The sequence below is a fragment of the Kitasatospora sp. NPDC085464 genome, from assembly GCF_044541955.1.
GTDB lineage: Bacteria > Actinomycetota > Actinomycetes > Streptomycetales > Streptomycetaceae > Kitasatospora.
Genome location: NZ_JBITTM010000023.1, coordinates 1 through 24812, shown reverse-complemented (window position 1 = coordinate 24812; position 24812 = coordinate 1). Strand labels below are relative to the sequence as shown.

Sequence of the window (24812 nt, the reverse complement as noted above, 5' to 3'; positions counted from 1 at the left end):
ATTCCCGGCACCAATTGCCACCGGAGGGTGACGGAGCGCCAGCACTCTGTGGTGTATTAGACCGCACGCACATCCGGGGGGCACGTGCCAACCGGGCGGAAGTGCACCTGGGAGGGGCGCGTGGGCACCGAACTCAACCGCCGCTGGGAGTCCGGAACGCACGCCTACAGCGTCTCCGACCCCTTCGGACAGGGCCCGCTGCCCTGGCTGCGCAGCCCGGACCAGTACCTGGCCGGAGCGGAGGGCGCCGTCCCCTGGTACGTCTCGGTGGACGCGCCCGGCCAGCAGCCGCTGACCGCCGGGTCCCGGCCCAAGCCGTCGGTCGGCACCCCGCAGAGCTCCAACGACGTGGACCAGCAGATCAAGGGCTTCGCCTCGGCCGGGGTGATCCGCCCCGGCGGCTCGGTGGACTTCCGGGTCACCGTCAACCCGCCCCGCGAGTTCACCGTGAGCGTCTTCCGGATCGGCCACTACGGCGGCGACGGCGCCCGCCACATGACCACCAGCCCGCCGGTCTCCGGCCTCGCCCAGCCCGCCCCGCTGGTGGTCGACCGGACGGTCTCCTGCCACCACTGGTGGCACTCCTGGCGGCTGCAGGTCCCGGCGCACTGGAAGCCCGGCGCGTACGTCGCCGTGCTGACCACCTCGGACACCGCGCACCGCAGTCACATCCCGTTCACCGTGCGGGACTTCGAGGACCGCGGGCACAACACCGCCGAGCTGCTCCTGGTGCTCCCGGACGTGACCTGGCAGGCGTACAACCTCTTCCCGGAGGACGGCCGCACCGGCGCCAGCCTCTACCACGCCTGGGACGGCCGGGGCGGCCTGCTCGGCGAGCCGGAGGCGGCCGTCACCGTCTCCTTCGACCGCCCGCACGCCACCGCCGGGCTGCCGCTGCACGTCGGCCACGCGTACGACTTCATCCGCTGGGCCGAGCGCTACGGCTACGACCTCTCCTACGCCACCGCCACCGACCTGCACGCCGGCCTGGTCGACCCCGCCCGGCACCGGGCGCTGGTCTTCCCCGGCCACGACGAGTACTGGTCCGCCCCGATGCGCCGGGCCGCCGAACGGGCCCGGGACGGCGGCACCTCGCTGGTGTTCCTCTCCGCCAACACCATGTACTGGCGGGTCGAGCTGACCGCCGCCGCCTCCGGCGAGCCCCACCGGCTGCTCAACTGCCGCAAGCGGCAGAAGGTCGGGCCCGGCAGCCCGGCCGCGGGCGTGTCCGGCTCCGCCAGCGCGCTGTGGCGGGACGCGGGGGAGCCCGAGCAGCACCTGCTCGGGGTGCAGTACTCGGGCCGGGTCGCCGCGCCCGTCCCGCTGGTCGCCCGGCACACCGCGCACTGGCTCTGGGACGGCACCGGCCTGCAGGAGGGCGACGAGCTGCCCGGCCTGGTCGCCGGCGAGGCCGACCGGTACTACCCCAAGGTGGCGCTGCCCGAGCACACCGAACGCGTGCTGCTGGCCCACTCGCCCTACCAGGACCTGTCGGGCCGCACCCGCTACCAGGAGACCTCGCTGTACCGGGCGCCCAGCGGCGCGTACGTCTTCGCGGCCGGCACCTTCGCCTGGTCGCCCGCGCTGGGCCGCCCGGGACTGACCGACGAGCGGATCCAGCGGGCCACCGCCAACCTGCTGGACCGGCTCTGCAAGAACTGAGCCCCGGCGGCCCCGGGGGAGCGGGACCGGCGGTCGTGAAAGACTGCGGGGGCAGTGACCTCCCCTTTCGCAGTGCCCCACGCCCGCGAACGACCCCTGAGGACTGAGACACCTTGAGCGGATTTGTCACCAAGCCCGAGCCGGTCCAGGTACCCGGCCTGGTCCACCTGCACACCGGCAAGGTGCGCGACCTCTACCGCACCGAGTCGGGTGAGCTGGTCATGGTCGCCAGCGACCGGACGTCCGCCCACGACTGGGTGCTGCCGAACGAGATCCCCGACAAGGGCCGCGTCCTCACCCAGCTGTCGCTGTGGTGGTTCGAGCGGATCGCGGACATCGTCCCCAACCACGTGATCTCCACCGAGGTCCCGGCCGGCGCCCCCGCCGACTGGAAGGGCCGCACGCTGGTCTGCCGCAGCCTGGACATGATCCCGGTCGAGGCCGTCGCCCGCGGGTACCTGGCCGGCTCCGGCCTGACCGAGTACGAGCAGAGCCGCACGGTCTGCGGCATCGCCCTGCCGGAGGGCCTGGAGAACAGCTCCGAGCTGCCCGCCCCGATCTACACCCCGGCGCTCAAGGCCGAGGTCGGCGAGCACGACGAGAACGTGCCCTACGAGGAGACCGCCCGCCGGATCGGCGCCGAGCTGGCGAACCAGCTGCGCCGCACCACCCTGGACGTCTACGCCCGTGCCCGGGACATCGCCCGCGAGCGCGGCATCATCCTGGCCGACACCAAGTTCGAGTTCGGCCTGCTGGACGGCGAGCTGGTGATCGGCGACGAGGTGCTCACCCCCGACTCCTCGCGCTACTGGCCGGCCGACGAGTACCGGCCGGGCCGCTCGCAGTCCTCGTTCGACAAGCAGCTGATCCGCGACTGGCTGGTCTCCCCGGCCTCCGGCTGGGACCGCCACGGCGAGCTGCCGCCGCCGGCGCTGCCGGACGAGGTCGTCGAGCAGACCCGGGCCAAGTACATCGAGGTCTACGAGCGGCTGACCGGCACCACCTGGGTCTGACGCCCACGGGGACGCCCCCACGGGGACGCCCCGATGACGCCCGCGGGCACGGCTGCGGCTCAGATCCAGCCGTGCTCGCGGGCGATCCGCACCGCCGCGTGCCGGTTCTCGGCGCCCAGCTTGGTGGCCGCCGAGGACAGGTAGTTGCGGACGGTGCCCTGGGAGAGCGCGGCCCGCTCGGCGATCTCGGCGATCGGGGTGCCGTCGGCGGCGAGCTCCAGGACGTCCGTCTCGCGCGGGGTCAGCGGGGTCTCGCCCGCGCTGATCGCGTCCGCCGCCAGCTCCGGGTCCACGTACCGGCCGCCGGAGCGCACGGTGCGGATGATGCCCGCCAGGTCCGCCGCCGAGACGGTCTTCGGCAGGAAGCCGCGCACCCCGACCTCCAGCGCCCGCTTCAGGTAGCCGGGGCGGCCGTGCCCGGTGACGATCATGCAGCGGCAGTCCGGCAGCAGCCGGCGCAGCTCGGCGCTCACCTCGATGCCGTCCTTGCCGGGCATCTGGAGGTCCAGCACCGCGACGTCCGGCCGGTGCGCCTGCGCCATCGCCAGGGCCTCAGGGCCGGAGCCGGCCTGCGCGACCACCTCGATGTCGTCCTCCAGCGAGAGCAGCGCGGCCAGCGCGCCCCGGATCAGGTGCTCGTCGTCGGCGAGCAGGACGCGGACGGGCGCGGTGTCGGTCATCGGTCGGCACTTCCTCGGGTCGCTCGGGTCGGGCGGATCGCCCGGGTCCGTTCGGTTCGCCCGGGTCCGTTCGGTTCGGCCGTCCGCTCAGTTCGGCAGCGGGACGGTGGCGAGCATCCGGAAGACGCCGGGCCCGGTGGTCGGCACGGTCAGCTCGCCGTCGTGGGCGGCGAGCCGCTCGCGCAGGCCGCGCAGCCCGGTGCCGCCGCCCTGGGAGGGGAGCGGCACGGCGGGCACCCCGTCATTCTCCAGCTCCAGCACCGCCCGGCCGCCCTGCCGGCGCAGCCGGATCAGGCAGCGCTCGGCCTCACTGTGCCGCAGCACGTTGGTGGTGGCCTCGCGGATCACCCAGCCGAACACCGCCTGGACGTGCGGCGGCAGTTCGTCGGCGTCCTCGCCGAGGTCGATCTCGCAGGCGACGTCGGCGGAGCGGAGCACCGCGCGGGCGCCGATCGCCTCGGCGTGCAGGTCGGCGGTGCGGTAGCCGCGGATGACGTCGCGGACCTCGCGCTGCGACTCCTGGGCGATCCGCTGCACCTCGGCCATCTGCTCGGCGGCCTCGGGGCGGCCCCGGCGGGCGAGCTGGACGGCGAGTTCGCTCTTCAGCGCGATCGTGGTGAGGTTGCGGCCCATGACGTCGTGCAGGTCGCGGGAGAAGCGCAGCCGCTCCTCGGCGACGGCCAGCCGGGACTGCGTCTCGCGGGCGCCGTCCAGTTCCCAGACCACCGCGGTCAGCCAGGCGAAGCTGCGGCAGCTCAGCGCGATCAGGGGCATTCCGAGCAGCGTGCCGATCAGCTGCCCGACGGTGGTGCCGGCGCTCACCCCGGCCAGCACCATCGCCGGGGCGACCGCCGCGGCGAGGGCGACGGCGGCCGGGGCGGACCACCGCAGCCGGAGGCCGACGGAGATCGGGCCGTAGGCGACGATCAGCAGGACGGTGGCGACCAGGACGGTGGAAGGCGGAGCGCCGGTCCCGTCCGCCCGCGGGCCGGCCAGCAGCAGGGCCCAGATGCCGCCGACGGTGACCGCGCCGTTGACGACGAGCCAGCGGCGGTGGTCGGCCGGCCGGCCGAGGTAGTGGTCGAGCGAGGTCCGGCAGGCCCGGATGCCGACCAGGGTGGTGACCAGCGAGACGGCCAGGGAGACCCGGGCGGCGCCGGGCGAGTACTCGTCGAGGTGGGCGCCGAGGCTGAGCAGCGCCACCGGCACCGCGGCCAGTGGCATCAGGTAGATCGACCAGCGGAAGTAGAGCTCCGCGCGGTGGGGTTTGCCGTAGCCCTTCCACCTGCGCAGTGGTGAGCGCATGTCCACGTGTCGTCCCCCCAGTTCCACCATGATCGTGCTGTTGCCTTCATATCAGAGGTCGAACCGGGGGAAATCCTTGGTTTGCTGTCGCGCGGTCAGCGGCGCGGCTCCCAGCGGAAGTAGCGCACCGCGCCCCAGACCGCCAGGCCCAGCCAGATCGCACCGGTGACGAGGTGCGGGCCGGCGGCGCCCCAGCTGCCGGCGAAGCCGGTCGCGGCGGCCGAGCCGTCGGTGCCGAACCAGCCGACGCGGATCAGCTGGAAGGCCGGGGTGGTCGGCAGCAGTCGGCAGGCGTCGGCCAGCTGCGCGGGCATGACCTCCAGCGGGATGAACAGGCCGGAGCCGAGCTGGATGATCAGCATGACCGGCAGGGTGGTGATGCCGGCGCTCTCGACGGTCCTGGTGAAGGCGCTGGACAGCGCTGCCAGGGCGATCATCGTGGCCAGCACCAGCACCAGGCCGACGACCATCAGCAGCGGGTTGACCGGCACCGCCAGGTGCAGTCCGACGCTGCCGCCGATCCCGATCAGTGCGGCCATCAGCAGGCCGAGCGCGAGCGAGGGGACGGCCGTGCCGAGCAGGATCTCGATGTCCCGGGCCTCGCCGGTGCGCAGCCGCTTGAGGACCAGCTCTCCGCGCCGGGCGACGTAGGCGGCGGTCAGGTTGTAGTAGACGACGAAGGACAGCATCATCCCGACCGAGCCGTAGACCAGCAGCGAGTCGACGTCCAGCCCGGGGTTGTCCTCGGCCTGCTTGCCGAGGGTGCCCTTCAGGGAGAAGACCAGGAGCAGCGGCAGCAGCAGGGCGGTGAACATCGCCGTGCGGTTGCGCAGCAGCAGGACGGCCTCGGCGCGGCCGAGGGCGAGCAGCCGGCGGGCGGCGGTGCCCTGCGGGCCGGTGGCGGTGGGCGCGGCGGTGGCGGTGGCGGCGGTGGTCATCGGGCGGATCCGATCAGGCGGCGGCGGGCGGGACGGGCGGGGGCGGCGGGGGCCTGCGGCGGGGCCTGGTGGGCGGCCTCGGAGGCGATGGCGAGGAAGGCCTCCTCCAGCGAGGCGCTGCGGGCGTCCAGGGCGCCGAGCGCGACGCCGTGCCGGTGCGCCCAGTCGAGCAGGGCGTGGAGGGTGTGCTGGAGGTCGCCGGTCTGCACGGTGACCTTGCGGCCGTCGACGGTGACCTCGGCCGGGGCGAGCAGCGGGAGCGAGGTCCCGGCGAACTCGGGCAGCTCGAAGGCGATCCGGGACGGCCGTCCGGCGATCACCTCCGCGACGGTGCCGGAGGTGATGATCCGGCCGCCGTGCATGATGGCCAGCCGGTCGGCCAGCTCCTCGGCCTCCTCCAGGTAGTGCGTGGTGAGCAGCACGGTGGTGCCCTGGGCGCGCAGTTCGCGGACCAGCCGCCAGACGGCGGCGCGCGCCTCGGGGTCGAGGCCGGTGCTGGGCTCGTCCAGGAACAGCACCTCGGGGCGGCCGAGCAGGGCCATCGCGAGGTCGAGCCGGCGCCGTTCGCCGCCGGACAGCTGCTTGACCCGGACGTTGCGGCGGTGGGTGAGGCCGACCAGCTCCAGGGCCTCCTCGACCGGCCGGGCGTCGCTGGTCATCCCGGCCCAGACGCGGCCGGTCTCGGCGGCGGTGAGGTCGCCGGGGAAGCCGCCCTCCTGGAGCATGATGCCGATCCGGGGGCGGACGGCGGCGCGCTCCCGGTGGGGGTCGTGGCCGAGCACCCGGACGGTGCCGTCGCTGGGGGTGGCCAGGCCCTCGATGAGCTCCATGGCGGAGGTCTTGCCCGCCCCGTTGGTGCCGAGCAGGGCGAACAGCTCGCCGCGGCCGACGGTCAGGTCCACGCCCCGGACGGCGTGGTGGCCGGTGGCACCGCTGCCGTAGTGGCGGTGCAGGTCGGTGACCTCGATCACATGGTCGCTGGGGCGGGAGGGGCGGCTCGTTTCCATGCCCCAAGCCTTCCGCCGGCCCGGCCGTGCGGGCAGTGCGCGCCGTCATGACATCGCGGTGGGGATCCACGGGTCGGCGATGACAAATGTCATGGAGCATTCGCGGGCGGGAATGCCGAAGGGCCCCCTCGATCGAGGGGGCCCTTCGTTCCGGAGCGGACGACGAGATTCGAACTCGCGACCCTCACCTTGGCAAGGTGATGCTCTACCAACTGAGCCACGTCCGCATGGTCAAACTATTGAGTTGTGCTGTGCTCGCGCACTGCGAGCGGACGACGAGATTCGAACTCGCGACCCTCACCTTGGCAAGGTGATGCTCTACCAACTGAGCCACGTCCGCATGGTGCCTGGTGGGGCACCCGCCGCCTCTTCGGATCTCTCCGTTGCGGCGACGAGGAATACTCTACAGCATCGTTCGGGGTGGTCGCCCCACCCTTTCGATCCGGGCGGGCAGGGCGACCGGGGGCCTGGTGCCCCGGGGGTCAGTTCGCCTCGGCGAACGCCTCGTACACGTGCTTGGGGATGCGGCCGCGGGCCGGCAGTTCCATGCCGCGGGACAGGGCCCAGGCGCGGACGGCGGCGGGGTCCGGGGTGAGCGCGGTGCGGCGGAAGGACTTTCCGGTGCGGCTCTGGCGCCGCCCGGCGGCGACGAACGGGGCGAGGGCCTCCCGCAGCTTTTCCGCGTTGTCCACGGACAGGTCGATCTCGTACGACTTCCCGTCGACGCCGAAGTGGACGGTTTCTGCGGCGGCGCCGCCGTCCAGGTCGTCGGAGAGCGTGACAACTACACGCTGAGCCATGGGTGTCAATCCTCTCGGGCAATTCGGCCACCGGTCCACGGGGGTGCTCCCGGGGCCTGATGTGCACCAACTCGCGCAAGCGCATACGGGCAGGCCGGTGGCCCGCCTGATACGCAGCACTTGCCGCGACAGGTGGCCCTATTCTGCACCCGAAGGGGGTCGAAATCGAAGAGTCCGGCATTCTTTTCCGGATATTCACGTGTCTTCGCGGGACTGTCGGATACCGATGTGCGGGACGGGCGGATCTGTCCCCAAGTGCCGTATTCGGGTGTTCTCCGGAGGGGGCGGTTCCGGGCGCCGAAACCCCGGAAACGGGCCGCTCCGGACGGGGGGCCGGGGCTCCGGATCCCTTGCGGCGTAAGGGGCCCGGGTCTACGCGCGTCGCTATCCCCGGCCAGCAATCCTGCCCGAAACCACCGGTAGTCTGGAGTTCCCCCGCCTCACCGAAGACACCACCGGGAGTGCCAGTGGCACGCGTCGTAGTCGACGTCATGCTCAAGCCGGAGATCCTCGACCCCCAGGGACAGGCGGTGCAGCGTGCACTGCCCCGTCTCGGATTCACCGGGATCGCCGACGTCCGCCAGGGCAAGCGTTTCGAGCTGGATGTGGAGGGCCCGGTCGACGACGCGGCGCTCGCCCGTATCCGCGAAGCCGCCGAGACCTTTCTCGCCAACACCGTGATCGAGGACTTCACCGTCCGGGTCGAGGAGGAGGGCAAGTGACCACCCGCGTCGGCGTCGTCACTTTCCCCGGCTCCCTCGACGACCGCGACGCCCAGCGGGCGGTCCGTCTCGCGGGTGCCGAGCCGGTCGCCCTGTGGCACCGTGACAAGGATCTCCACCAGGTCGACGCCGTCGTCCTGCCGGGCGGATTCAGTTACGGCGACTATCTGCGCTGCGGTGCGATCTCGCGCTTCTCCCCGGTGATGGAGACCGTCATCGAGCAGGCGAGGCTCGGAATGCCGGTCCTCGGTATCTGCAACGGCTTCCAGGTGCTCTGCGAATCCCACCTGCTGCCCGGTGCGCTCACCCGCAACGACTCGCTGCACTTCATCTGCCGCGACCAGAAGCTGCGCATCGAGAACGCCGGCACCGCCTGGACCCGGGATTACGCGGCGGGCCAGGAAATCGTCGTCCCGCTGAAGAACGGCGAGGGCCGGTTCGTCGCGGACCAGCACGTCCTGGACGAGCTGGAGGCGGAGGGCCGGGTGGTCGCCCGTTACCTGGACGTCAACCCGAACGGTTCGTACCGCGACATCGCCGGCATCACCAACGCCGCCGGCAATGTCGTCGGCCTGATGCCGCACCCGGAGCACGCCGTGGAGCCGCTCACCGGTCCGACCACCGAGGGCCTGGGCTTCTTCACTTCCGTCCTGAAGCAGCTGGTGAACGCCTGATGAGCCTCGACACCGTCAAGAACGCCGAGCAGACCCCGGACGCCGCCCAGCCCTGGGCCGAGCTCGGCCTCAAGGAGGACGAGTACGCGCGCATCCGGGAGATTCTCGGCCGCCGCCCGACCGGCGCCGAACTCGCGATGTACTCGGTCATGTGGTCGGAGCACTGTTCGTACAAGAGCAGCAAGGTCCACCTGAAGCAGTTCGGCGAGAAGAAGCCCGATTCGGACGCGATGCTCGTCGGCATCGGCGAGAACGCCGGTGTGGTCGACGTCGGCCAGGGCTACGCCGTCACCTTCAAGGTCGAGTCGCACAACCACCCGTCGTACATCGAGCCCTACCAGGGCGCGGCCACCGGCATCGGCGGCATCGTGCGCGACATCCTGGCGATGGGCGCCCGCCCGGTCGCCGTGATGGACCCGCTGCGCTTCGGCGCGGCCGACCACCCGGACACCCGGCGCGTGCTGCCCGGGATCGTCGCGGGCATCGGCGGCTACGGCAACTGCCTGGGCCTGCCGAACATCGGCGGCGAGGTCGTCTTCGACTCCTGCTACCAGGGCAACCCGCTGGTCAACGCGCTGTGCGTGGGCGTCATGAAGCACGAGGACATCCACCTCGCGCAGGCGTCCGGCGCCGGCAACAAGGTCGTCCTGTACGGCGCCCGCACGGGCGGCGACGGCATCGGCGGCGTCTCGGTGCTGGCCTCCGAGACCTTCGACGACACCAAGCCGGCCAAGCGCCCGGCGGTCCAGGTCGGCGACCCGTTCCAGGAGAAGCTCCTCATCGAGTGCACCCTGGAGATCTTCCGCGAGAAGCTCGTCAAGGGCATCCAGGACCTCGGCGGCGCCGGACTGTCCTGCGCCACCAGCGAGTTGGCCTCGGCCGGCTCCGGCGGCATGCGGATCGAGCTCGACACCGTGCACCTGCGCGACCACACGCTCTCGCCGGAGGAGATCCTCATGAGCGAGTCGCAGGAGCGCATGTGCGCGATCGTGGAGCCCGACAAGATCGACCGCTTCCTGGAGATCTGCGAGAAGTGGGACGTCATCGCCAACGTCATCGGTGAGGTGACCGACGGCGAGCGCCTGGAGATCTACTGGCACGGCGAGCTCGTGGTGGACGTCCCGCCGCGCACCGTCGCCCACGAGGGCCCGACCTACGAGCGCCCGTTCGCCCGCCCGAGCTGGCAGGACGCGCTGCAGGCCGACGCCCCGACCGCCGAGCGGCTGGCCCGCCCGACCACCGGCGAGGGCCTCAAGGCCGACCTGCTGAAGGTCGCGAGCCACCCGAACCAGGCCTCCAAGTCCTGGATCACCGACCAGTACGACCGCTACGTGCTCGGCAACACCGTGCTCTCGCACGGCGAGGACTCGGGCATGATCCGAATCGACGACGAGACCAACCTCGGCGTCTCGGTCGCCACCGACGGCAACGGCCGCTTCGCCAAGCTGGACCCGTACACCGGCGCCCAGCTGGCCCTGGCCGAGGCGTACCGCAACGTCGCGGCCGGCGGTGCCAAGCCGCTCGCCGTCTCCGACTGCCTCAACTTCGGCTCCCCCGAGGACCCGGACGTGATGTGGCAGTTCGCCGAGGCCACCCGCGGCCTGGCCGACGCCTGCCTGGTGCTCGGCACCCCGGTCACCGGCGGCAACGTCTCGCTGTACAACCAGACCGGCGAGGTCGCCATCCACCCGACCCCGGTGGTCGCGGTGCTCGGCGTCATCGACGACGTCACCCGGCGCACCCCGGTCGCCTTCGCCGAGGAGGGGCAGCTGCTCTACCTGCTCGGCGACACGGCGGACGAGCTCGGCGGCTCGGCCTGGTCCCAGGCGGTCCACGACCACCTCGGCGGTCTGCCGCCCAAGGTCGACCTGGAGCGCGAGCGGCTGCTCGGCGAGATCCTGATCGCCGCCTCGCGCGACGGCATGATCGACGCCGCGCACGACCTCTCCGACGGCGGCCTCGGCCAGGCGCTCGTGGAGAGCTGCCTCAAGGGCGGCCACGGCGCGCGGATCATCGTGCCCGAGGGCGCGGACCCGTTCGTCCTGCTGTTCTCGGAGTCCGCGGGCCGCGCCGTCGTGGCGGTGCCGCGCAGCGAGGAGCTCCGGTTCAACGACATGTGCACCGCGCGCGGCCTGCCGGCCACCCGGATCGGTGTCGTGGACGGCCAGGACCTGGAGGTCCAGGGCCAGTTCAGCGTTTCGCTGGCCGAGCTGAAGGACGCCCACACCGGCGTCATCGAGGCCCTGCTGGGCTGACGGCACCCGTCCCGAGGGGCGGCCGGCTCTGCGGAGCCGGCCGCCCCTCGGCGTATCTTGGGGCCCATGCCTCCCAAGTCCCGTACGTACCAGCCGCAGAAGGTCCGCGCCGCACTGGCCGCCCAGACCGGGGCGCTGTGCTCCGTCGTGAGCGGCCTCACCGCGGAGCAGCTGGACCTGCCGACGAGGCTGGGCGAGTGGACGGTCCGGGAGCTGGTCGCGCACCTCGCCGTCCAACTCGACTACGTGCCCGCGCACCTGGACGATCCGCTCCAGGGCCGCCCGCCCCTGGACCTGTCGGGGTGGGTGGCGGCGGTCGGCACGGTCGCGGCAGTGCTGGACGAGCAGGCCAGGGAGCGGGCCTCGGCGGACTTCGGCGGGGATCCGGCCTCGGTGGCGGCGGCCTTCGGACGGTCCGCCGACGCGCTGACCGGACTGCTGGAACGGCCCGAAGCGGCAGACCCGGCACGGCGGTTCGAGATCCGGCTCGGCTCGATGACGCTCGCCGACGTGCTGGTGACCCGGTTGGTGGAGACCGTCGTGCACGCCGACGACCTGGCCGACGCGCTCGGCCTCGACGCCTTCCCGCACGACCGCCAGGCCCTCGCCGCCGTCACCCGGATGCTGGCCGACGCCTTCGCGGACCACGTCCCCGGCGGCGCGGTGGAGCTGCGGATCCCGCCGTACGCCGTCGTCCAGGCCGTCGAGGGCCCCCGGCACACCCGGGGAACCCCGCCCAACGTGGTCGAGACCGACCCGCTGACCTGGATCCGGCTGGCCACCGGGCGGACCGACTGGGCGGCGGCGGTGGAGGCGGCCGCGGTGTCCGCCTCGGGGGAGCGTAGCGACCTGCGGGCGCACCTGCCGGTGCTCGGGTAGCCGGCCGGCTCGGCGCAGTCGCCCCGTCGGCGCCTCGGCGACCTTGCGCAGCGGCTCGCCGGCGATGTCCCGACTCCGTTCCCGTTGCGGTCGGGTTCGGGACCGCCGGGGGCTACGGGACGGCCGGGCCGCCGAGGTAGGTGCCCTCCGCCGAGTACGGCCAGGCGTTGGGCGTGCAGCCCTTGAGGCCGTAGATCTGCTGCATCATCGCGGGTGCCGGCTTGCCGGGGGCGGGGCAGCCCTCGTGGCCGTGGCCGATCCGGTGGCCCACCTCGTGGTTGACGATCAGCGCCCGGTACTCCTCGATCGGCCCGCTGAACTGCGGTGAACCGGTGTTCCAGCGCTTGGAGTTGACGACCACCTGGTCGCCGACGTTGCAGTTGACCTCGCCGTGGGTGTCCAGGCCGGAGGCGCCGCAGATCCGGTCCACGGTGGCCGGCGAGGCGATCTTCACGGTGAAGTCGTACGAGCCGGTCGCGACCAGCTGGAAGCCGTTCCGGCGGTCGTTGGTCCAGCCGCGCGGGTCGCCGAGGATGCCGTGGATCTGGGCGGCGGCGTCCGCCGCGTCGATCCCGATGCCGTCCTCGACCTCGACCCGGTAGCGGCGCACGTTGCCGCGCCCGACCGCCTTGGCGCCGGCCGGGGCGGTGGTGAAGGTGCCCGGGCCCTTGGTGGGGCCGGGATCCGGTGCGGTGGGCGTGGGCGTGGGCGTGGGCGTGGGCGTCGGTGTGAGGGTGGGGGTGGCGACCGGGGTGGGGGTCGGCGTCGCCGCGGCGGTCTCCTCGCCGGGCGGGACGGCCCGCGCCTGGGTGGTCGGGGCGGCGGCCGGAGTGTCGGAGTGCCGGTCCAGCAGGACCGCGGTGGCGCCCAGCAACACGGCGGCTGCCACCACTGCCGTGAGCATGCCAGGGCTCACTCTCCGACGGGGCCGGCGGCGTCTGCGGCCGCCCTTCTTCTGCTGGGCGGCTCGCCTACTGGCGGGTCGGACTGCGGGCACGACCGTCACCTTGGCATGGCGAACGGGTGAATGTCCATGTACCCGGTATGCAGATCGCCGGGCCTTCCTCCACACCGGGCCGTGCGACGGCGCCGTGACATCGCCGATCGACCGCACCTCGGACGATGCACCCACGGTGCGGCGGTTGACCCCTGCGTCTCGGGTGGCAGACTTCAGGGCATGGCGATTCACAGGAATCTTCTCGACGGTCCCGAACCGACCCTCCTGCCCGAGGAGGAGCGGCCCTACCGCATGCTGGCGGAGGAGTCCGCCTCACCGACCCAGGTGGCGGCCGAGTTCCCGTCCTTCTGCCTGGCCTGGGCCATGCTCGCCGACGACGCCTACGCGGCCGGCCGGTACGTCGAGTCGTACGCCTACGCCCGTACCGGCTACCACCGGGGTCTGGACGCGCTGCGGCGCAACGGCTGGAAGGGCCACGGCCCGGTGCCGTGGGAGCACCGCGGCAACCGCGGCTTCCTGCGCTGCCTGGCGGCGCTCGCGCGGGCGGCCGGCGCGATCAAGGAGACCGAGGAGGAGGCCCGCTGCTGGCAGTTCCTGAAGGACAGCAGCGCGGAGGCGTACGCGGAGCTCAAGCAGTAGGAACCCGGACGTGCGGGTGCCCCCGGCGGAGGACCGCCGGGGGCACCCGTGTTCCACGCGGCTGCCGCGCTCGCACGCGGCCGCCGGGCTCACTTCAGGCGCTTGCCCGCCGAACGCAGCTGCTCGGCGGCCTCGACCACGCGGGCGGCCATGCCGGCCTCGGCCAGCTTGCCCCAGGTGCGGGGGTCGTAGGTGTTCTTCTTGCCGACCTCGCCGTCGACCTTCAGCACGCCGTCGTAGTTGGCGAACATGTGGCCGGCGACCGGGCGGGTGAAGGCGTACTGGGTGTCGGTGTCCAGGTTCATCTTCACGACGCCGTTCTCCAGCGCGGTGGCGATCTCCTCGGCGGTGGAGCCCGAGCCGCCGTGGAAGACGAAGTCGAACGGGTCGGTCTTGCCGTATTGCTTGCCGATCGCGTCCTGCAGCTCGCGCAGCAGCTCCGGCTTCAGCACGACGTTGCCCGGCTTGTACACGCCGTGCACGTTGCCGAACGAGGCGGCCAGCAGGTAGCGGCCCTTCTCGCCCAGGCCCAGCGCCTCGGCGGTGCGCACGGCGTCGTTGACGGTGGTGTACAGCTCGTCGTTGATCTCGTGGGTGACGCCGTCCTCCTCGCCACCGGTCGGGGTGATCTCGACCTCAAGGATGATCTTGGCGGCGGCGGCCTGGGCCAGCAGCTCCTGGGCGATGGTCAGGTTGTCGGAGAGGGTCTCGGCGGAGCCGTCCCACATGTGCGACTGGAACAGCGGGTTCTCGCCCTTGGCCACGCGCTCGGCCGAGACCGCCAGCAGCGGGCGGACGTAGCCGTCGAGCTTGTCCTTCGGGCAGTGGTCGGTGTGCAGCGCGACGGTGATGTCGTACTTGGCGGCGACGATGTGCGCGAACTCGGCGAGCGCGACCGCGCCGGTCACCATGTCCTTGTTGTGCTGACCGCCCAGGAACTCCGCGCCACCGGTCGAGATCTGGATGATGCCGTCGCTCTCGGCCTCGGCGAATCCACGCAGCGCGGCGTGCAGGGTCTGCGACGACGTGACGTTGATGGCCGGGTAGGCGAACTTGCCCGCCTTGGCCCGGTCGAGCATCTCGTTGTAGACCTCGGGAGTTGCGATGGGCATGCGATCCGCTCCTGTCGGGTTGCGGCGTACGGACGGTGCTGTCCGACGCTGTGTACGCCTTCGTGACGACTCCGTGCCGGCCCGCCGACGCGCGGCGTTGCGATGTGGCTCTCCGGCACCAAGGTTCGAGCGACCTCCGCGGTACGGCCATGAGGGTGGTGGGCCGCCGCGGACCGGACGCCTCGGCCATCTTCCCAGACTCGTGCCCGCAGGTCAGCAGGAGCCCGCCTGTCGGAACGCGGCACCGTGCGGCCGGTGGGGCGGGTGGGGCCCGCGTGCGACGGGCGGCGTCGGGAGCCCGGCGCACGGTACGCCCGCCCGCCCGCAAGGTACGCCCGCCCGCCCGCAAGGTACGCCCGCTATCCTGCGCCCGTGGACTACAACCAGCTGGCCGTCAACCTGCTCGACGCCAAATCCCTGATCTCGTCCCTCGGCGCCATCGGGCTGATCGCGATCATCTTCGCGGAGACCGGCCTGCTGGTCGGCTTCTTCTTCCCGGGTGACTCGCTGCTGATCATCGCGGGCGTCGCCGCCTCGAACGCCGCCTCGTCGGTGCTCGGCGACGGTGCCAGGCTGCCGATCGCGGTCCTGCTCATCGGCTGCCCGGTGGCGGCGATCGCCGGCGCCCAGCTGGGGCACCTGATCGGTGCCAAGGTCGGGCCGAAGATGTTCGACAAGCCCGATTCGAAGATCTTCCGACGCCAGTACGTGCAGAAGGCGGAGGAGTACTTCAACAAGTTCGGCTCCGGCAAGGCCGTGGTGCTGGCGCGCTTCATCCCGGTCGTCCGCACCTTCCTGAACCCGGTCGCCGGCACCCTGGAGATGCCCGCCCGGACGTTCTTCGTGTGGAACGTCATCGGCGGTGTGCTCTGGACCGAGTCCATGCTGCTGATCGGCTATTTCTTCGGCGAGGCGCTCGCCCCGGTGATCGACAAGTACCTGATCCCGGCGGCGCTGCTGATCGTGCTGCTGTCGATCTCGCCGATCCTGATCGAGGTCATGCGCGAGCGGAAGAAGAAGAAGGCCGGCGGCGGCGACGTCGGCGACGGCCACGCGCAGGCCGGTGGCGGTCGGCACCGGCGGAGCTGAGTGCCCAGCCCGTAGCACGGCCGGAGGGCCGGGTCTGTTTCACGTGAAACAGACCCGGCCCTCCGTCGTTCGTGCGGTCGTCCGCGGGCTGGGGTCGTCCGCGGGCGTGGGGTGGTCGGGAGGTCAGAGACCCAGGTCGTCCAGGGTGTACGCGGTCACGTACTCCAGGCCCTGCTCCTGGACGGCACCCGCGCCGCCGCGCTCCACGATCACCGCGACGCCGACCACCTCGGCACCCGCCTCGCGCAGCGCCTCGACGGCGGTCAGCACCGAGCCGCCCGTGGTGGAGGTGTCCTCGACCGCCAGCACCCGGCGGCCCTTCACCTCCGGGCCCTCGATCCGGCGCTGCAGGCCGTGCGCCTTGCCGGCCTTGCGGACCACGAAGGCGTCCAGCTTCTGCCCGCGCGCGGCGGCGGCGTGCAGCATCGACGCGGCCACCGGGTCGGCGCCCAGGGTCAGACCGCCGACGGCGTCGTACTCCAGGTGCGAGGTCGCGTCCAGCATCACCCGGCCGACCAGCGGGGCGGCCTCGCCGTCCAGCGTGATCCGGCGCAGGTCGACGTAGTAGTCGGCCTCCTTGCCGGAGGAGAGGGTGACCTTGCCGTGCACGACGGCCTTGTCCTTGATCTGTGCCAGCAGGGCGTCGCGGTCGTTGCTCATGAGCGTTCAGTCTAGGGCCTGGCGACGCCCCCGGCGCTCCCGACTAGCGGCGACGCAGCGCCCTGACCAGCACCACGGCACCGCCCAGCAGGGCCACGGAACCGCCGATCACCCACGGCATCGCGTTGCGGCCGCCGGTGCCCGGCACCACGATCCCGCCGGCCTCGCCGCCCCACCGGGACGCCGCCCGGGCCCGCGCACTGCGGGCCGGCAGTGCCGGGGCGTACGGGCCGCGCGGCGGGGCGTGGTCCACCTCCTCGGCGGACCGGCCGACGATGCTGCGGCGCACCGGGCCGGTGAGCGCCGGCTCCTCCTCGTACGCGAAGAGCGGCTCGACGGGGATCTCCTCGGCGACGGCGTCCTGCTCCGCGGCGCCGGGCTCGACGTCGTCCTCGGGCTCGACGTCGTCCCGGTCCCGGCCGGTGGCGCGGTCCGTGTCCTCGCTCTCGTCCTCGTCCTCGTCCTCATCGGCGGAGCCGGTGGGGAGGCCGAAGCGCTCGGCGTCGGCGTCGGAGAAGGCGATCAGGTCGGAGAGGTCGTCGTCGAGGTCGTCACCGGGCTGGTCCTGGCGGTCCTCGATGAAGATCACCCCGGCGGTCTCGGTCTCGGTCTCGGTCCCGGCCTCGGCTTCGGTCTCGGCTTCGGTCGCCGCCTCGGCGTCGGAGTCCTCGTCCTGGTCCCGGTCCTGCTCGCCCTCCGGGGCGACCAGGGCGGCGGCGAACCTGTCCAGCAGACGGCGGCCAGTGGCGTCGAGGGTCTCCTCGTCGAACTCGGTCAGCCGACCGGTGGCGCTGAGGTCGCCGGTGAAGCGGATGACGGCGGTGCCGTCCTCGGCACCGTCCGCGACGCTGACCCGGACGGTGGCCGTCGCCTCGCCGCTGCCCCGGGCCTCCTGGCCCTCGGCGAGCACCGTCAGAACGCCCTCCCGGCCCTCGATCAGCGACAGCACGCCCTTGTACGTGATCGTGGAGCTGCCGACCCGCAGCTTCAGCCGCCCGCTGATCTCCTCGGCGGGCCCGGCCCCGACCGCAGCCGGCTCGGTGCTCAGCCCCGGCACACTCCGCGCCAGCAGCGCCGGATCCTGCAGGGCCTGCCGCACCAGCTCGGCGGGCATCGGGACGACAACCTCATGCTCCATGCCACGGAGCCTACCGACCCAACCCCGCCCGGTCCCTACCCACCACCACCCGACTTTCCCCACCCCACCCGCCCCACCCCGGCCCACCTCCTCGGCCCGTCGAGGAGGCGGCCCCGCTCCGCGCGGGGCGTCCAGGGCCGGCGGTGCGCGGCGACCCGCCGGCTGCGCCCGCTGCGCCCCCCACCGGCTGTGGGCTGTCGTGGTCAGTGCGGGCTGAGGAGGGTGAGGGCGGCCGGGGGGCGGGCGGGGCGGAGGGCGGCGAGGCGGGTGGTGGAGGCGCGGAGGGTGTCGGGGGTGAGGGCCCGGGGCGGTGGGGCGTCGGGGGCGAGGGCGAGCGGGGGGTGGGTGGCGGCGGCGAGGAGGTAGTTCTGCCCGGAGGAGTCCGGCTGCCCGGGACGGCAGCTGGCGCTGGGGCTGCCCGGGACGGCGTACGGGGCGGTCTGCAGTCCGGCCGTGCGCAGGCCCGAGTCGATCTGCCAGAGGCCGTTCAGGTCGCTCCCGGCCCGGACGGCGATCCGGCCGCCGGGGGAGAGCAGCCGGGCGGCGAGGCCGTAGAACTCCTGGGAGTGGAACTTGACCGGCCCGCCGTCGGCCGGTGCGGGCAGGTCGGCGAGCACCACGTCGTACGGTCCGTCGTCCTCGGTGGCGCTCGCGCCGCGCAGCCAGGCCATCGGGTCGGCGGCGGTGGTGCGGACCCGCGGGTCGTCCAGGGAGTGGCCGCCGAGGCCGGCGAGCCCGGGGTCGGTGCGGGCGAGCCGGGGGAGGGCGGGGTCGGCGTCGACCAGGCGGACGGAGCGGACGCCGCGGTGGCGCAGCACCTCCCGCAGGGCGAGCCCGTCGCCGCCGCCGAGCAGCAGGACCCGGCTGTCCGGCCCGGCGGCCATCGCGGGGTGGACCAGGCCCTCGCTGGCCCGGTACTCGTCGGGCCCGCAGACCGCGAGCCGTCCGTCGAGGTAGAGCCGGAGCGGGCCCTCGGCGGGGCCGGTGAGCACGATCTCCTGGTTCCGACTGCGGGTGGCGAAGCGGACCTGGTCGCCGTAGAGGGCGTGCCGGGCGGCGCGTTCGATCGCGTCGGAGCCGGCCGCGGCCGCGGCGAGCAGGCCGAGGACGAGCAGGCAGCCGCCCCAGAGCAGCCGTCGTATCCGCGGGGCGGGTTCCTCCCGGAAGAGCCAGAGCACCAGGGCGGCGCCCGCGACGGCGTTGACGGCGCCGGTGAGGAGCGCGCCGTCGCCGGGGCCGAGCGCCGGCATGATCAGGAACGGGAAGGCGAGTCCGCCGATCAGTGCTCCCACGTAGTCGGCGGCGAACAGGTCGGCTGCCGCGCGCCCGGCGTCCTCGCGTCTGATCCGTTGGACGAGGGTCATCAGCAGGGGGATCTCGGCGCCGATCAGGATGCCGATGAGGCAGGTGAGGCCGACCATCACGGCCTGGTAGCGGCCGAGCCAGGCCCAGCAGGAGTAGAGGGCGAGGACGGAGAGGCCACCCGTGAGGGCGAGCGCGCACTCGACGAGGGCGAAGGCGGTGGCGGGCCGGCGGGTGAGCCGTTTGGCGAGCAGCGAGCCGAGGCCCATCGCGAAGACCATGACGGAGAGCACCACGGAGGTCTGGGTGACGGTGTCCCCGAGCAGGTAGTCGCCGAGCGCGACGAGTTCGAGTTCGTAGACCAGCCCGCAGGCCGCACAGACGAAGGCGGCCGTCAGGACGGCCAGCCGGGCGAGCCGGGGGCGGGAGCGCAGCCGGGATCGACGGCGGGCGGGCAGTGGGGCGAGGCCGTGCCCGGGCCGGGGTGGGGCGCCGTCGTCGAGGTCCACTCGCGGGCGTGCGGGCGGACCGGCCGGATGGTTGATCACGAACAAACGCTAGGGGACGTGCGGGACTGATAGCTGCGCCCATCCGACGGACAGTGGGCCACGCCGGATTGACGAACCGTTCCTGCGTACGATTCGAAGGGCTTTCCTTGGCAGCCTATGGCCGGGTCGGTGTTCGCGTCCCGGCTTTCGGGAGTCACGGCCCCGACACCACGAGCGAGGAGCGGGTGCACACCAGCTGCCCCTCCTGCGGGTAGGCGTGCCAGGTCCGCCAGAGCAGGCGGTCGGTGCCGCCCTGGGTGACCAGCGCGGTGAAGGCGCTCGGGTCGCCGGGGAAGACCCCGGCGAGGCCGCGCGGGTGGCCCTCGACCAGGGCCAGAAGTTCCTGGGCGCGGGCGGCGAAGTCGTGCGGCGGCAGCGCCTCGATCCGGGCGGCGAACTCGTACTCCCAGCCGCCGACCTGCTTGGCCACCCGGGCCGGCAGCGGGGTGCGGCGGCCGGGCAGGCAGGCGACGGTCTCCAGGCACCGGCCGGGACCGGCGTCGATCACCACCTGGTGCGAGGCGCCCAGCAGCCGCAGCTGGAGGGTGCCGGTCGCGCCCGGACGGCCGCCTCCGTCGAGTCTCAGGTCGCGGACCGCGAGAGCGGGCAGCGGGTCGCCGCCGAGGCACCAGGCGAGGTCACCGGCGCGGGTGTCCGTGTAGGAGGTCTGCAGTGTGGTGAGCATGCTCGGCTCCGCGTTTCAGCTCCGTGCGCGCCCGCCGAGCAGCAGCGAGTAGGCCTAGGCGATGGCGAGGCTGTTCGTGGCTGTGCGGCCCTGGGCGCGGCCGACCGTGGAAGGAAGGATTCCGGCTGGAGATTCAGCAGCAGAGAAGCACGAATACGCCGGGTCCGCCGGTGATTTACCCAACTTTGTCAAGCATTCACCGTTTCGAGCACACCTGCTTCCCGGCTCTGATCGACCCGGTGTGCGACTTTGCACAGCGCGCGCCCCTACCACCGGGTCGTGCGCCGTGCGCGCCGGTTGTGCGCTGCCAGCGCGCATCGCGCGCCGCCGCCCTCCACACACGGGGCGGGGAGGGCGGCGGAGGTGCGCCGGACGGTGCGCCATTTTTGTCCTGGTGGCGGCAAACGGGCTGTCCGATCAGGCGAGTTGATGGTCCTTCAGGATAGGCGTCCGGTCGGCGTCGACCGTCGCCGCGAGGCGTGAAAGGGGGCGCGCGGGCCCTCGGAGGCGCCGTAGGCGGGACACGCGCTCCCGGCGGACGTCATCCCTTTTGCAGGAAGTGAAGCGGATCAGGCTACGGCCGGTGTCGGAGCCGTCGTCCGGCGCGGCATGGCAGGTGTGACCCGCCTCACGGGCGCCAGTCGAAACTGCGTCAGCTTCCCTCGCCATCTCACTCTTCGCACTGATCCGAGGTGCGGACAGCATGGGGGTGTCGTTGTGGCGGATGACGGGGCGAAGGCGGGTGGGCCGGAGTTCAAGGTCCGGCCGGGGGAGTTGACGGACGCCGCGCCGACCTTCGAGAACCAGAGCAAGGCGCTGAAGACGGCGCTCGACACGCTCAAGCGCAGCCTGGCCGACGCGGGCAGTCCGTGGGGCGGTGACAAGCAGGGCAACGAGTTCGCGACGGCGTACAACGGTCCGCACGACAAGGTGCTCTCCGCGCTGGACGTCCTGGTCCAGGGGCTCGGCAGCATCGGCGCGGGGCTGCGCGCGCATGCCGACAACCATGCCGGGGCCGACGACCACGCCAAGAACCTGCTGTCGTGACCCGCCCCGTCCCCGGCCGAGAGCCGGCCTGTGGGTGAGTCCACGGTCGCGAAGGCCGTCCAGAAGGTCACCGGCATGTGGTGGCCGGATGCCGACCCGGACAAGCTGCGCAAGGTCGCCCACGAGGTCGACAAGGCGATCAAGAAGCTGGAGGAGGAGGCCGCGATCGTCGGCGGCACCCTGGTCGTCGGCGCGGCCCTGGCGTTCGTGACCTTCGGCATCTCGGCGGACACCGCCGCCACCGCCGCGTCGGTCGGTGTCGCGGTCTCCGGGCGAAAGGTTACGACCTCAAGTGAGTTCCGACGCTGTGCAGTCGATGGTTGATCGCCTCAAGGCCGTCGACTGGAAGCCCCCGGGCGAGGCCATCGAGAAGGGCTATTCGCGCGCTGCGCTGATGGAGGAGTACTTCCGGCGGGCCGCGCTCTGGCTCGACGCCTACGGAGAGCCCCAGATGTGGCCCTTCTTCGACCTCGCGGAGATCGTGGACCCTTCCGTCCGTGCCGACCCGGCGGTGATCGCGGACATCGAGAACTTCATCGACGACGCCTCCGGCTCGTCGTACGCCATGGACAGCGGCGCGGCCGCCGTCCAGTGGGCCGCCCTGACCAGTGCGCCCGGAGTGCAACTGCCCCCGCTGCCGGATCCGTTCGAGCCCCTGCTCCGCCTCTACGAACGCGGCGGCTCCAGCTTCCGCTTCACCAACGGCTTCATCGACTTCGGCATGACCATGGTGCCGCGCAGCACCTGGCGGAAGCACCTGTCCCCGAGCCCGGCCGTCGAACTGGACGACCGGGCCCTGGACGCACTGGATGCGGAGGGCTGGGCCCGCTTCGACAACCCGACCGGCTGACGTCCACAACCCGACCGGCTGACGTCGACACCCCGACCGGCCGGCGCGCCGGTCAGAGCCGCTGGAGTCGTGCCACCGCCTCGCGCAGGACCTCGTCCTTCTTGCAGAAGGTGAAGCGGATCAGGCTGCGTCCGGCGTCGGCGTCGTCGTAGAAGACGGCGTTGGGGATGGCGACGACGCCGCAGCGCTCGGGCAGGGCGCGGCAGAACTCGACGCCGTCCTTCTCGCCGAGCGAGGTGATGTCGGTGGTGACGAAGTACGTGCCCTCGGGGGTGAAGGCCTGGAAGCCGGCCGCGGTGAGGCCGTCGACCAGCAGGTCGCGCTTGCGCCGCAGGTCGGCGCGGAGGGTGTCGAAGTACGCGTCGGGCAGCCGCAGGGCCTCGGCGACGGCGTACTGGAACGGGCCGGCGCTCACGTAGGTGAGGTACTGCTTGGCGGTGCGCACGGCGGAGACCAGGGCCGGGCTCGCGGTCACCCAGCCGACCTTCCAGCCGGTGAAGGAGAAGGTCTTGCCGGCGGAGGAGATGGTGACGGTGCGGTCGCGCATGCCGGGCAGGGCGGCGATGGGGTGGTGGGCGGCGCCGAAGACTAGGTGTTCGTAGACCTCATCGGTGATTACCAGGAGGTCGTGCTCGACGGCAAGTTCGGCGATCCCGCGCAGTTCGTCGGTGGTGAGGACGGTGCCGGTGGGGTTGTGCGGGGTGTTGATCAGTAGGAGGCGGGTGCGCGGGGTGATCAGCGAACGCAGCTCGTCCAGGTCGGGCCGGAAGGTCGGGACCCGGAGGGTGAGCGGGACGCGGACGGCGCCGGCCATGGCGATGCAGGCGGCGTACGAGTCGTAAAACGGCTCGAACGCGATCACCTCGTCGCCGGGTTCGAGCAGGGCCAGCAGGGCCGCCGCGATCGCCTCGGTAGCTCCGGCGGTGACCAGCACCTCAGCATCCGGGTCGTACGACAGGCCGTAGAAGCGCTGCTGGTGCTCGGCGATGGCTTGCCGCATCTCAGGGATACCGGGGCCAGGCGGGTACTGGTTGCCGTGGCCCTCGCGCAGGGCGCGCACGGCCGCCTCGCGGACCTCCTCAGGCCCATCTGTGTCAGGGAAGCCCTGCCCAAGGTTGATCGAGCCGGTGGCAGTGGCCAGGGCGGACATCTCGGCGAAGATCGTCGTTCCCATGCCGGCCAGTCGGCGGTTCAGCAGCGGCCTGGTACCCATCTCGGCTCCTCACGGCTCGTCGTGAGGGCCATCCTCTGATGGTTGGCGGGGGATGGACAAGCACGCACAACCCGCCGACCCAGTAATCCAACTGGTGCCGTAGCCGGGCCGGTGGCAACCCAGGCATATAGGATCACCGCCGCCAAGGCTGAACGGCTGGCCGCAGGGGAGGCGGAGGAGCGCGTGAACCAGTGCACCACCATGACGAAGGCGGGGACTCGCTGCCGGAACAAGCTGATGCCCTGGTACGGCATCGGCGAGCACCCAGGAGTGTGCGCACGGCACGCCACCGCCGAACAGACCGCAGCATCGACAGCGGCGCTCGATATGCCCCTTGACGTCGCCAGCGCGGATCCAGCTGCCCCGTTTCCCGACGTGTCTATCACGCCCCAGCGCCTCATCTGCTCCGTCTCGGCTGGCTGGGTCGCCAAGATCCGTGGCACGAACGAGAAGTACGTGTACGCGCGCACCTTCCTCAGCCGGAGCGGCCAGCCCTACGGTTGGCCGCTCCGCGGTAACGGCCTCTACGAGTGCCGAGAGATCGGCCCGTACGGGAGGTTCTCGTGCTTCTTCGTGGTCAAGGGCCTGTTTCGCCGCCGAGTGGAGCTGGTGTTGCCGGAGATTGCTGCGCGTCTCGCTCGTCGGCTGGGCCCAGAGGGTGCTGATTCCTGATGCTGTCCAGGAAGGCCATCAGCCCATAACAGGGCAGGCCCGGTACATCACGTATGCCCACGGGGGTACCTCTATGAGCCTGGGGGATGGCCGAATCGGGTTGCCGCAGTCGACCCAAAACCTTGATTGTCAGTCTACTTGAGTACCATCTCTGCATGCCTGCCAAGCGAGCTAATGTGCGACGTGAGCTGCAGCCCGCGATGCTGTGGAAGCCGGGAATTGCTGCGCGATACCTACTTTCCGGGCAGTGCTGATGGAGATGCCCACATCGTTGCGGCACCAGTCGGAGCAGTAGCTGAGGGGGAGCTGAAATGACCAAGGTACGCGCCACAAGGGTCACCGAAAGGGCCGGGGTAAACGAGTTTCGCTCGTTGATGGAGTCTGCGGGTCACATCGTTCAAGAAATCGATGGGGGGAATGACCAAGGTGAGGACTGCTACCTGAGCTTCACCAGGCTAGGGGAGCGGACAGGCGAGATCGTAGCTGTCCAGGTGAAGAGTGGCGGAGCTTATAGGCGACCCGTCGGATACGGAATTCCATGCCGTAATCATCTCAGAGATTGGACCCTGAGCCGGATTCCAGTGATCGGTGTTGTCTATGACCCGGAGCTGCGCAAGCTGTTCTGGGTTAATATGACCGAACACCTCCTGGAACGAGTTGGTCGGGGTGAGACTCCGAAGAGCGTTCCGATTGGTGAGACTGAAATCCTTGACGCGACCACCGTGGCTCATTTCGTAGCCAGCGTGTCGCGCTTTATAGAGACGCGTGACGGGGCAATGCCAGATGCCCCAAGGACCTTTCCGCAGGTGATCGGACGTGCGGTGCGGCGGCTCGGCAGTCACAGGGCAGTTGCCGAGGTGCCGATCGGGGGGATTCCGTATGAGCTAGGGGTTGCCTCCGTTGACTTTCGTGAACGCCATCCCCATTTCGATAGTCAAGCGGTCAAAGTGTCTTTCTTTATTGT

General features: G+C 71.8%; 25 protein-coding genes and 2 tRNA genes. 13 read left to right on the top strand and 14 right to left on the bottom strand.

Going from position 1 to position 24812, the window contains the following annotated elements; all coding sequences use genetic code 11:
• Positions 1-120: 120 nt before the first annotated feature.
• Both ACIGG8_RS21175 and ACIGG8_RS21170 read left to right on the top strand, forming a co-directional pair.
• On the top strand, positions 121-1662 hold the full coding sequence (locus ACIGG8_RS21175) for a N,N-dimethylformamidase beta subunit family domain-containing protein (RefSeq protein WP_396549787.1): 1542 nt from the start codon (positions 121-123) through the stop codon (positions 1660-1662).
• 113 nt (positions 1663-1775) lie between these two features.
• Positions 1776-2675, top strand: coding sequence for a phosphoribosylaminoimidazolesuccinocarboxamide synthase (locus ACIGG8_RS21170; protein WP_396549785.1), 900 nt, complete (start codon positions 1776-1778; stop codon positions 2673-2675).
• Positions 2676-2734: 59 nt separating this feature from the next.
• Here ACIGG8_RS21170 and ACIGG8_RS21165 read toward each other — a convergent pair whose 3' ends face one another.
• The 7 genes from ACIGG8_RS21165 to ACIGG8_RS21135 all read right to left on the bottom strand — a co-directional run bounded on the left by ACIGG8_RS21165 (position 2735) and on the right by ACIGG8_RS21135 (position 7405).
• On the bottom strand, positions 2735-3355 hold the full coding sequence (locus ACIGG8_RS21165; RefSeq protein ID WP_350519627.1) for a response regulator transcription factor: 621 nt from the start codon (positions 3353-3355) through the stop codon (positions 2735-2737).
• 87 nt (positions 3356-3442) lie between these two features.
• A complete protein-coding gene (locus ACIGG8_RS21160; protein WP_396549782.1) occupies positions 3443-4690 on the bottom strand; it encodes a sensor histidine kinase in 1248 nt (415 codons plus the stop codon).
• A 65-nt stretch (positions 4691-4755) separates the two neighbouring features.
• The gene (locus tag ACIGG8_RS21155; RefSeq protein ID WP_396549780.1) at positions 4756-5598 is read right to left on the bottom strand and encodes an ABC transporter permease; all 843 of its coding nucleotides are present in this window, start codon (positions 5596-5598) and stop codon (positions 4756-4758) included.
• Positions 5595-6605, bottom strand: a complete 1011-nt coding sequence (locus ACIGG8_RS21150; protein WP_396549778.1) for an ABC transporter ATP-binding protein — start codon at positions 6603-6605, stop codon at positions 5595-5597. The genes ACIGG8_RS21155 and ACIGG8_RS21150 overlap by 4 nt, the downstream gene beginning before the upstream one ends.
• A 154-nt stretch (positions 6606-6759) precedes the next feature.
• A tRNA-Gly gene (locus tag ACIGG8_RS21145) sits at positions 6760-6832 on the bottom strand.
• 40 nt (positions 6833-6872) lie between these two features.
• Positions 6873-6945, bottom strand: a tRNA-Gly gene (locus tag ACIGG8_RS21140).
• A 142-nt stretch (positions 6946-7087) separates the two neighbouring features.
• On the bottom strand, positions 7088-7405 hold the full coding sequence (locus tag ACIGG8_RS21135) for an Lsr2 family protein (protein ID WP_030056585.1): 318 nt from the start codon (positions 7403-7405) through the stop codon (positions 7088-7090).
• Between the two features lie 467 nt (positions 7406-7872).
• Between ACIGG8_RS21135 and purS the strand changes: the two genes are divergently transcribed.
• From purS to ACIGG8_RS21115, 4 genes are all read left to right on the top strand, one after another.
• Positions 7873-8127 (top strand): phosphoribosylformylglycinamidine synthase subunit PurS, encoded by a 255-nt coding sequence (purS, locus tag ACIGG8_RS21130; protein ID WP_049654013.1) that lies wholly within the window; start codon positions 7873-7875, stop codon positions 8125-8127.
• Entirely contained in the window at positions 8124-8801 is a 678-nt protein-coding gene (purQ, locus tag ACIGG8_RS21125) for a phosphoribosylformylglycinamidine synthase subunit PurQ (protein WP_350519631.1), read from the top strand. Before purS ends, purQ begins: the two co-directional genes overlap by 4 nt.
• On the top strand, positions 8801-11056 hold the full coding sequence (purL, locus tag ACIGG8_RS21120; RefSeq protein WP_350519632.1) for a phosphoribosylformylglycinamidine synthase subunit PurL: 2256 nt from the start codon (positions 8801-8803) through the stop codon (positions 11054-11056). The genes purQ and purL overlap by 1 nt, the downstream gene beginning before the upstream one ends.
• Before the next feature lie 66 nt (positions 11057-11122).
• Positions 11123-11935 carry a sterol carrier family protein gene (locus ACIGG8_RS21115; protein ID WP_396549775.1) on the top strand — a complete coding sequence of 271 codons (813 nt, stop codon included), beginning with the start codon at positions 11123-11125 and terminating at the stop codon, positions 11933-11935.
• A gap of 112 nt (positions 11936-12047) precedes the next feature.
• Here ACIGG8_RS21115 and ACIGG8_RS21110 read toward each other — a convergent pair whose 3' ends face one another.
• Positions 12048-12839: a DUF3152 domain-containing protein gene (locus tag ACIGG8_RS21110; protein WP_396549773.1), complete on the bottom strand. Its 792-nt coding sequence runs from the start codon at positions 12837-12839 to the stop codon at positions 12048-12050.
• Positions 12840-13112: 273 nt separating this feature from the next.
• Between ACIGG8_RS21110 and ACIGG8_RS21105 the strand changes: the two genes are divergently transcribed.
• A complete protein-coding gene (locus ACIGG8_RS21105; RefSeq protein WP_350519635.1) occupies positions 13113-13532 on the top strand; it encodes a DUF3151 domain-containing protein in 420 nt (139 codons plus the stop codon).
• 89 nt (positions 13533-13621) lie between these two features.
• Here the strand turns inward: ACIGG8_RS21105 and fbaA are convergent, their stop codons facing one another.
• Positions 13622-14644 carry a class II fructose-bisphosphate aldolase gene (gene fbaA / locus ACIGG8_RS21100; protein WP_396549771.1) on the bottom strand — a complete coding sequence of 341 codons (1023 nt, stop codon included), beginning with the start codon at positions 14642-14644 and terminating at the stop codon, positions 13622-13624.
• A gap of 372 nt (positions 14645-15016) precedes the next feature.
• Here fbaA and ACIGG8_RS21095 point away from each other — a divergent pair, with 372 nt between their 5' ends.
• Positions 15017-15733, top strand: coding sequence for a DedA family protein (locus tag ACIGG8_RS21095; protein ID WP_396549769.1), 717 nt, complete (start codon positions 15017-15019; stop codon positions 15731-15733).
• Between the two features lie 123 nt (positions 15734-15856).
• On the opposite strand, the gene pyrE is transcribed toward ACIGG8_RS21095, so the two are convergent.
• The 4 genes from pyrE to ACIGG8_RS21075 form a co-directional block, all read right to left on the bottom strand.
• A complete protein-coding gene (gene pyrE / locus ACIGG8_RS21090; RefSeq protein WP_350519638.1) occupies positions 15857-16393 on the bottom strand; it encodes an orotate phosphoribosyltransferase in 537 nt (178 codons plus the stop codon).
• Between the two features lie 43 nt (positions 16394-16436).
• Positions 16437-17531 carry a hypothetical protein gene (locus tag ACIGG8_RS21085; protein WP_396549767.1) on the bottom strand — a complete coding sequence of 365 codons (1095 nt, stop codon included), beginning with the start codon at positions 17529-17531 and terminating at the stop codon, positions 16437-16439.
• A gap of 203 nt (positions 17532-17734) precedes the next feature.
• The gene (locus ACIGG8_RS21080; RefSeq protein WP_396549766.1) at positions 17735-19381 is read right to left on the bottom strand and encodes a polyamine aminopropyltransferase; all 1647 of its coding nucleotides are present in this window, start codon (positions 19379-19381) and stop codon (positions 17735-17737) included.
• Between the two features lie 154 nt (positions 19382-19535).
• Entirely contained in the window at positions 19536-20066 is a 531-nt protein-coding gene (locus tag ACIGG8_RS21075; protein ID WP_350519641.1) for a DUF2617 family protein, read from the bottom strand.
• Positions 20067-20783: 717 nt separating this feature from the next.
• Between ACIGG8_RS21075 and ACIGG8_RS21070 the strand changes: the two genes are divergently transcribed.
• From ACIGG8_RS21070 to ACIGG8_RS21060, 3 genes are read left to right on the top strand one after another with little or no spacing between them, the layout of a single operon-like run.
• A complete protein-coding gene (locus tag ACIGG8_RS21070) occupies positions 20784-21113 on the top strand; it encodes a WXG100 family type VII secretion target (protein ID WP_350519521.1) in 330 nt (109 codons plus the stop codon).
• Between the two features lie 30 nt (positions 21114-21143).
• Entirely contained in the window at positions 21144-21437 is a 294-nt protein-coding gene (locus tag ACIGG8_RS21065; protein ID WP_396549765.1) for a hypothetical protein, read from the top strand.
• Complete coding sequence (locus ACIGG8_RS21060; protein ID WP_396549764.1) at positions 21430-21963, top strand: hypothetical protein; 534 nt, start codon at positions 21430-21432, stop codon at positions 21961-21963. The genes ACIGG8_RS21065 and ACIGG8_RS21060 overlap by 8 nt, the downstream gene beginning before the upstream one ends.
• Positions 21964-22015: 52 nt before the next feature.
• Here ACIGG8_RS21060 and ACIGG8_RS21055 read toward each other — a convergent pair whose 3' ends face one another.
• Positions 22016-23176: a pyridoxal phosphate-dependent aminotransferase gene (locus tag ACIGG8_RS21055; protein ID WP_396549762.1), complete on the bottom strand. Its 1161-nt coding sequence runs from the start codon at positions 23174-23176 to the stop codon at positions 22016-22018.
• A gap of 111 nt (positions 23177-23287) precedes the next feature.
• Between ACIGG8_RS21055 and ACIGG8_RS21050 the strand changes: the two genes are divergently transcribed.
• On the top strand, positions 23288-23848 hold the full coding sequence (locus ACIGG8_RS21050) for a hypothetical protein (protein ID WP_396549761.1): 561 nt from the start codon (positions 23288-23290) through the stop codon (positions 23846-23848).
• 311 nt (positions 23849-24159) lie between these two features.
• The coding region (locus ACIGG8_RS21045; protein WP_396549759.1) for a DUF4365 domain-containing protein at positions 24160-24812 on the top strand (653 nt) is incomplete at its 3' end.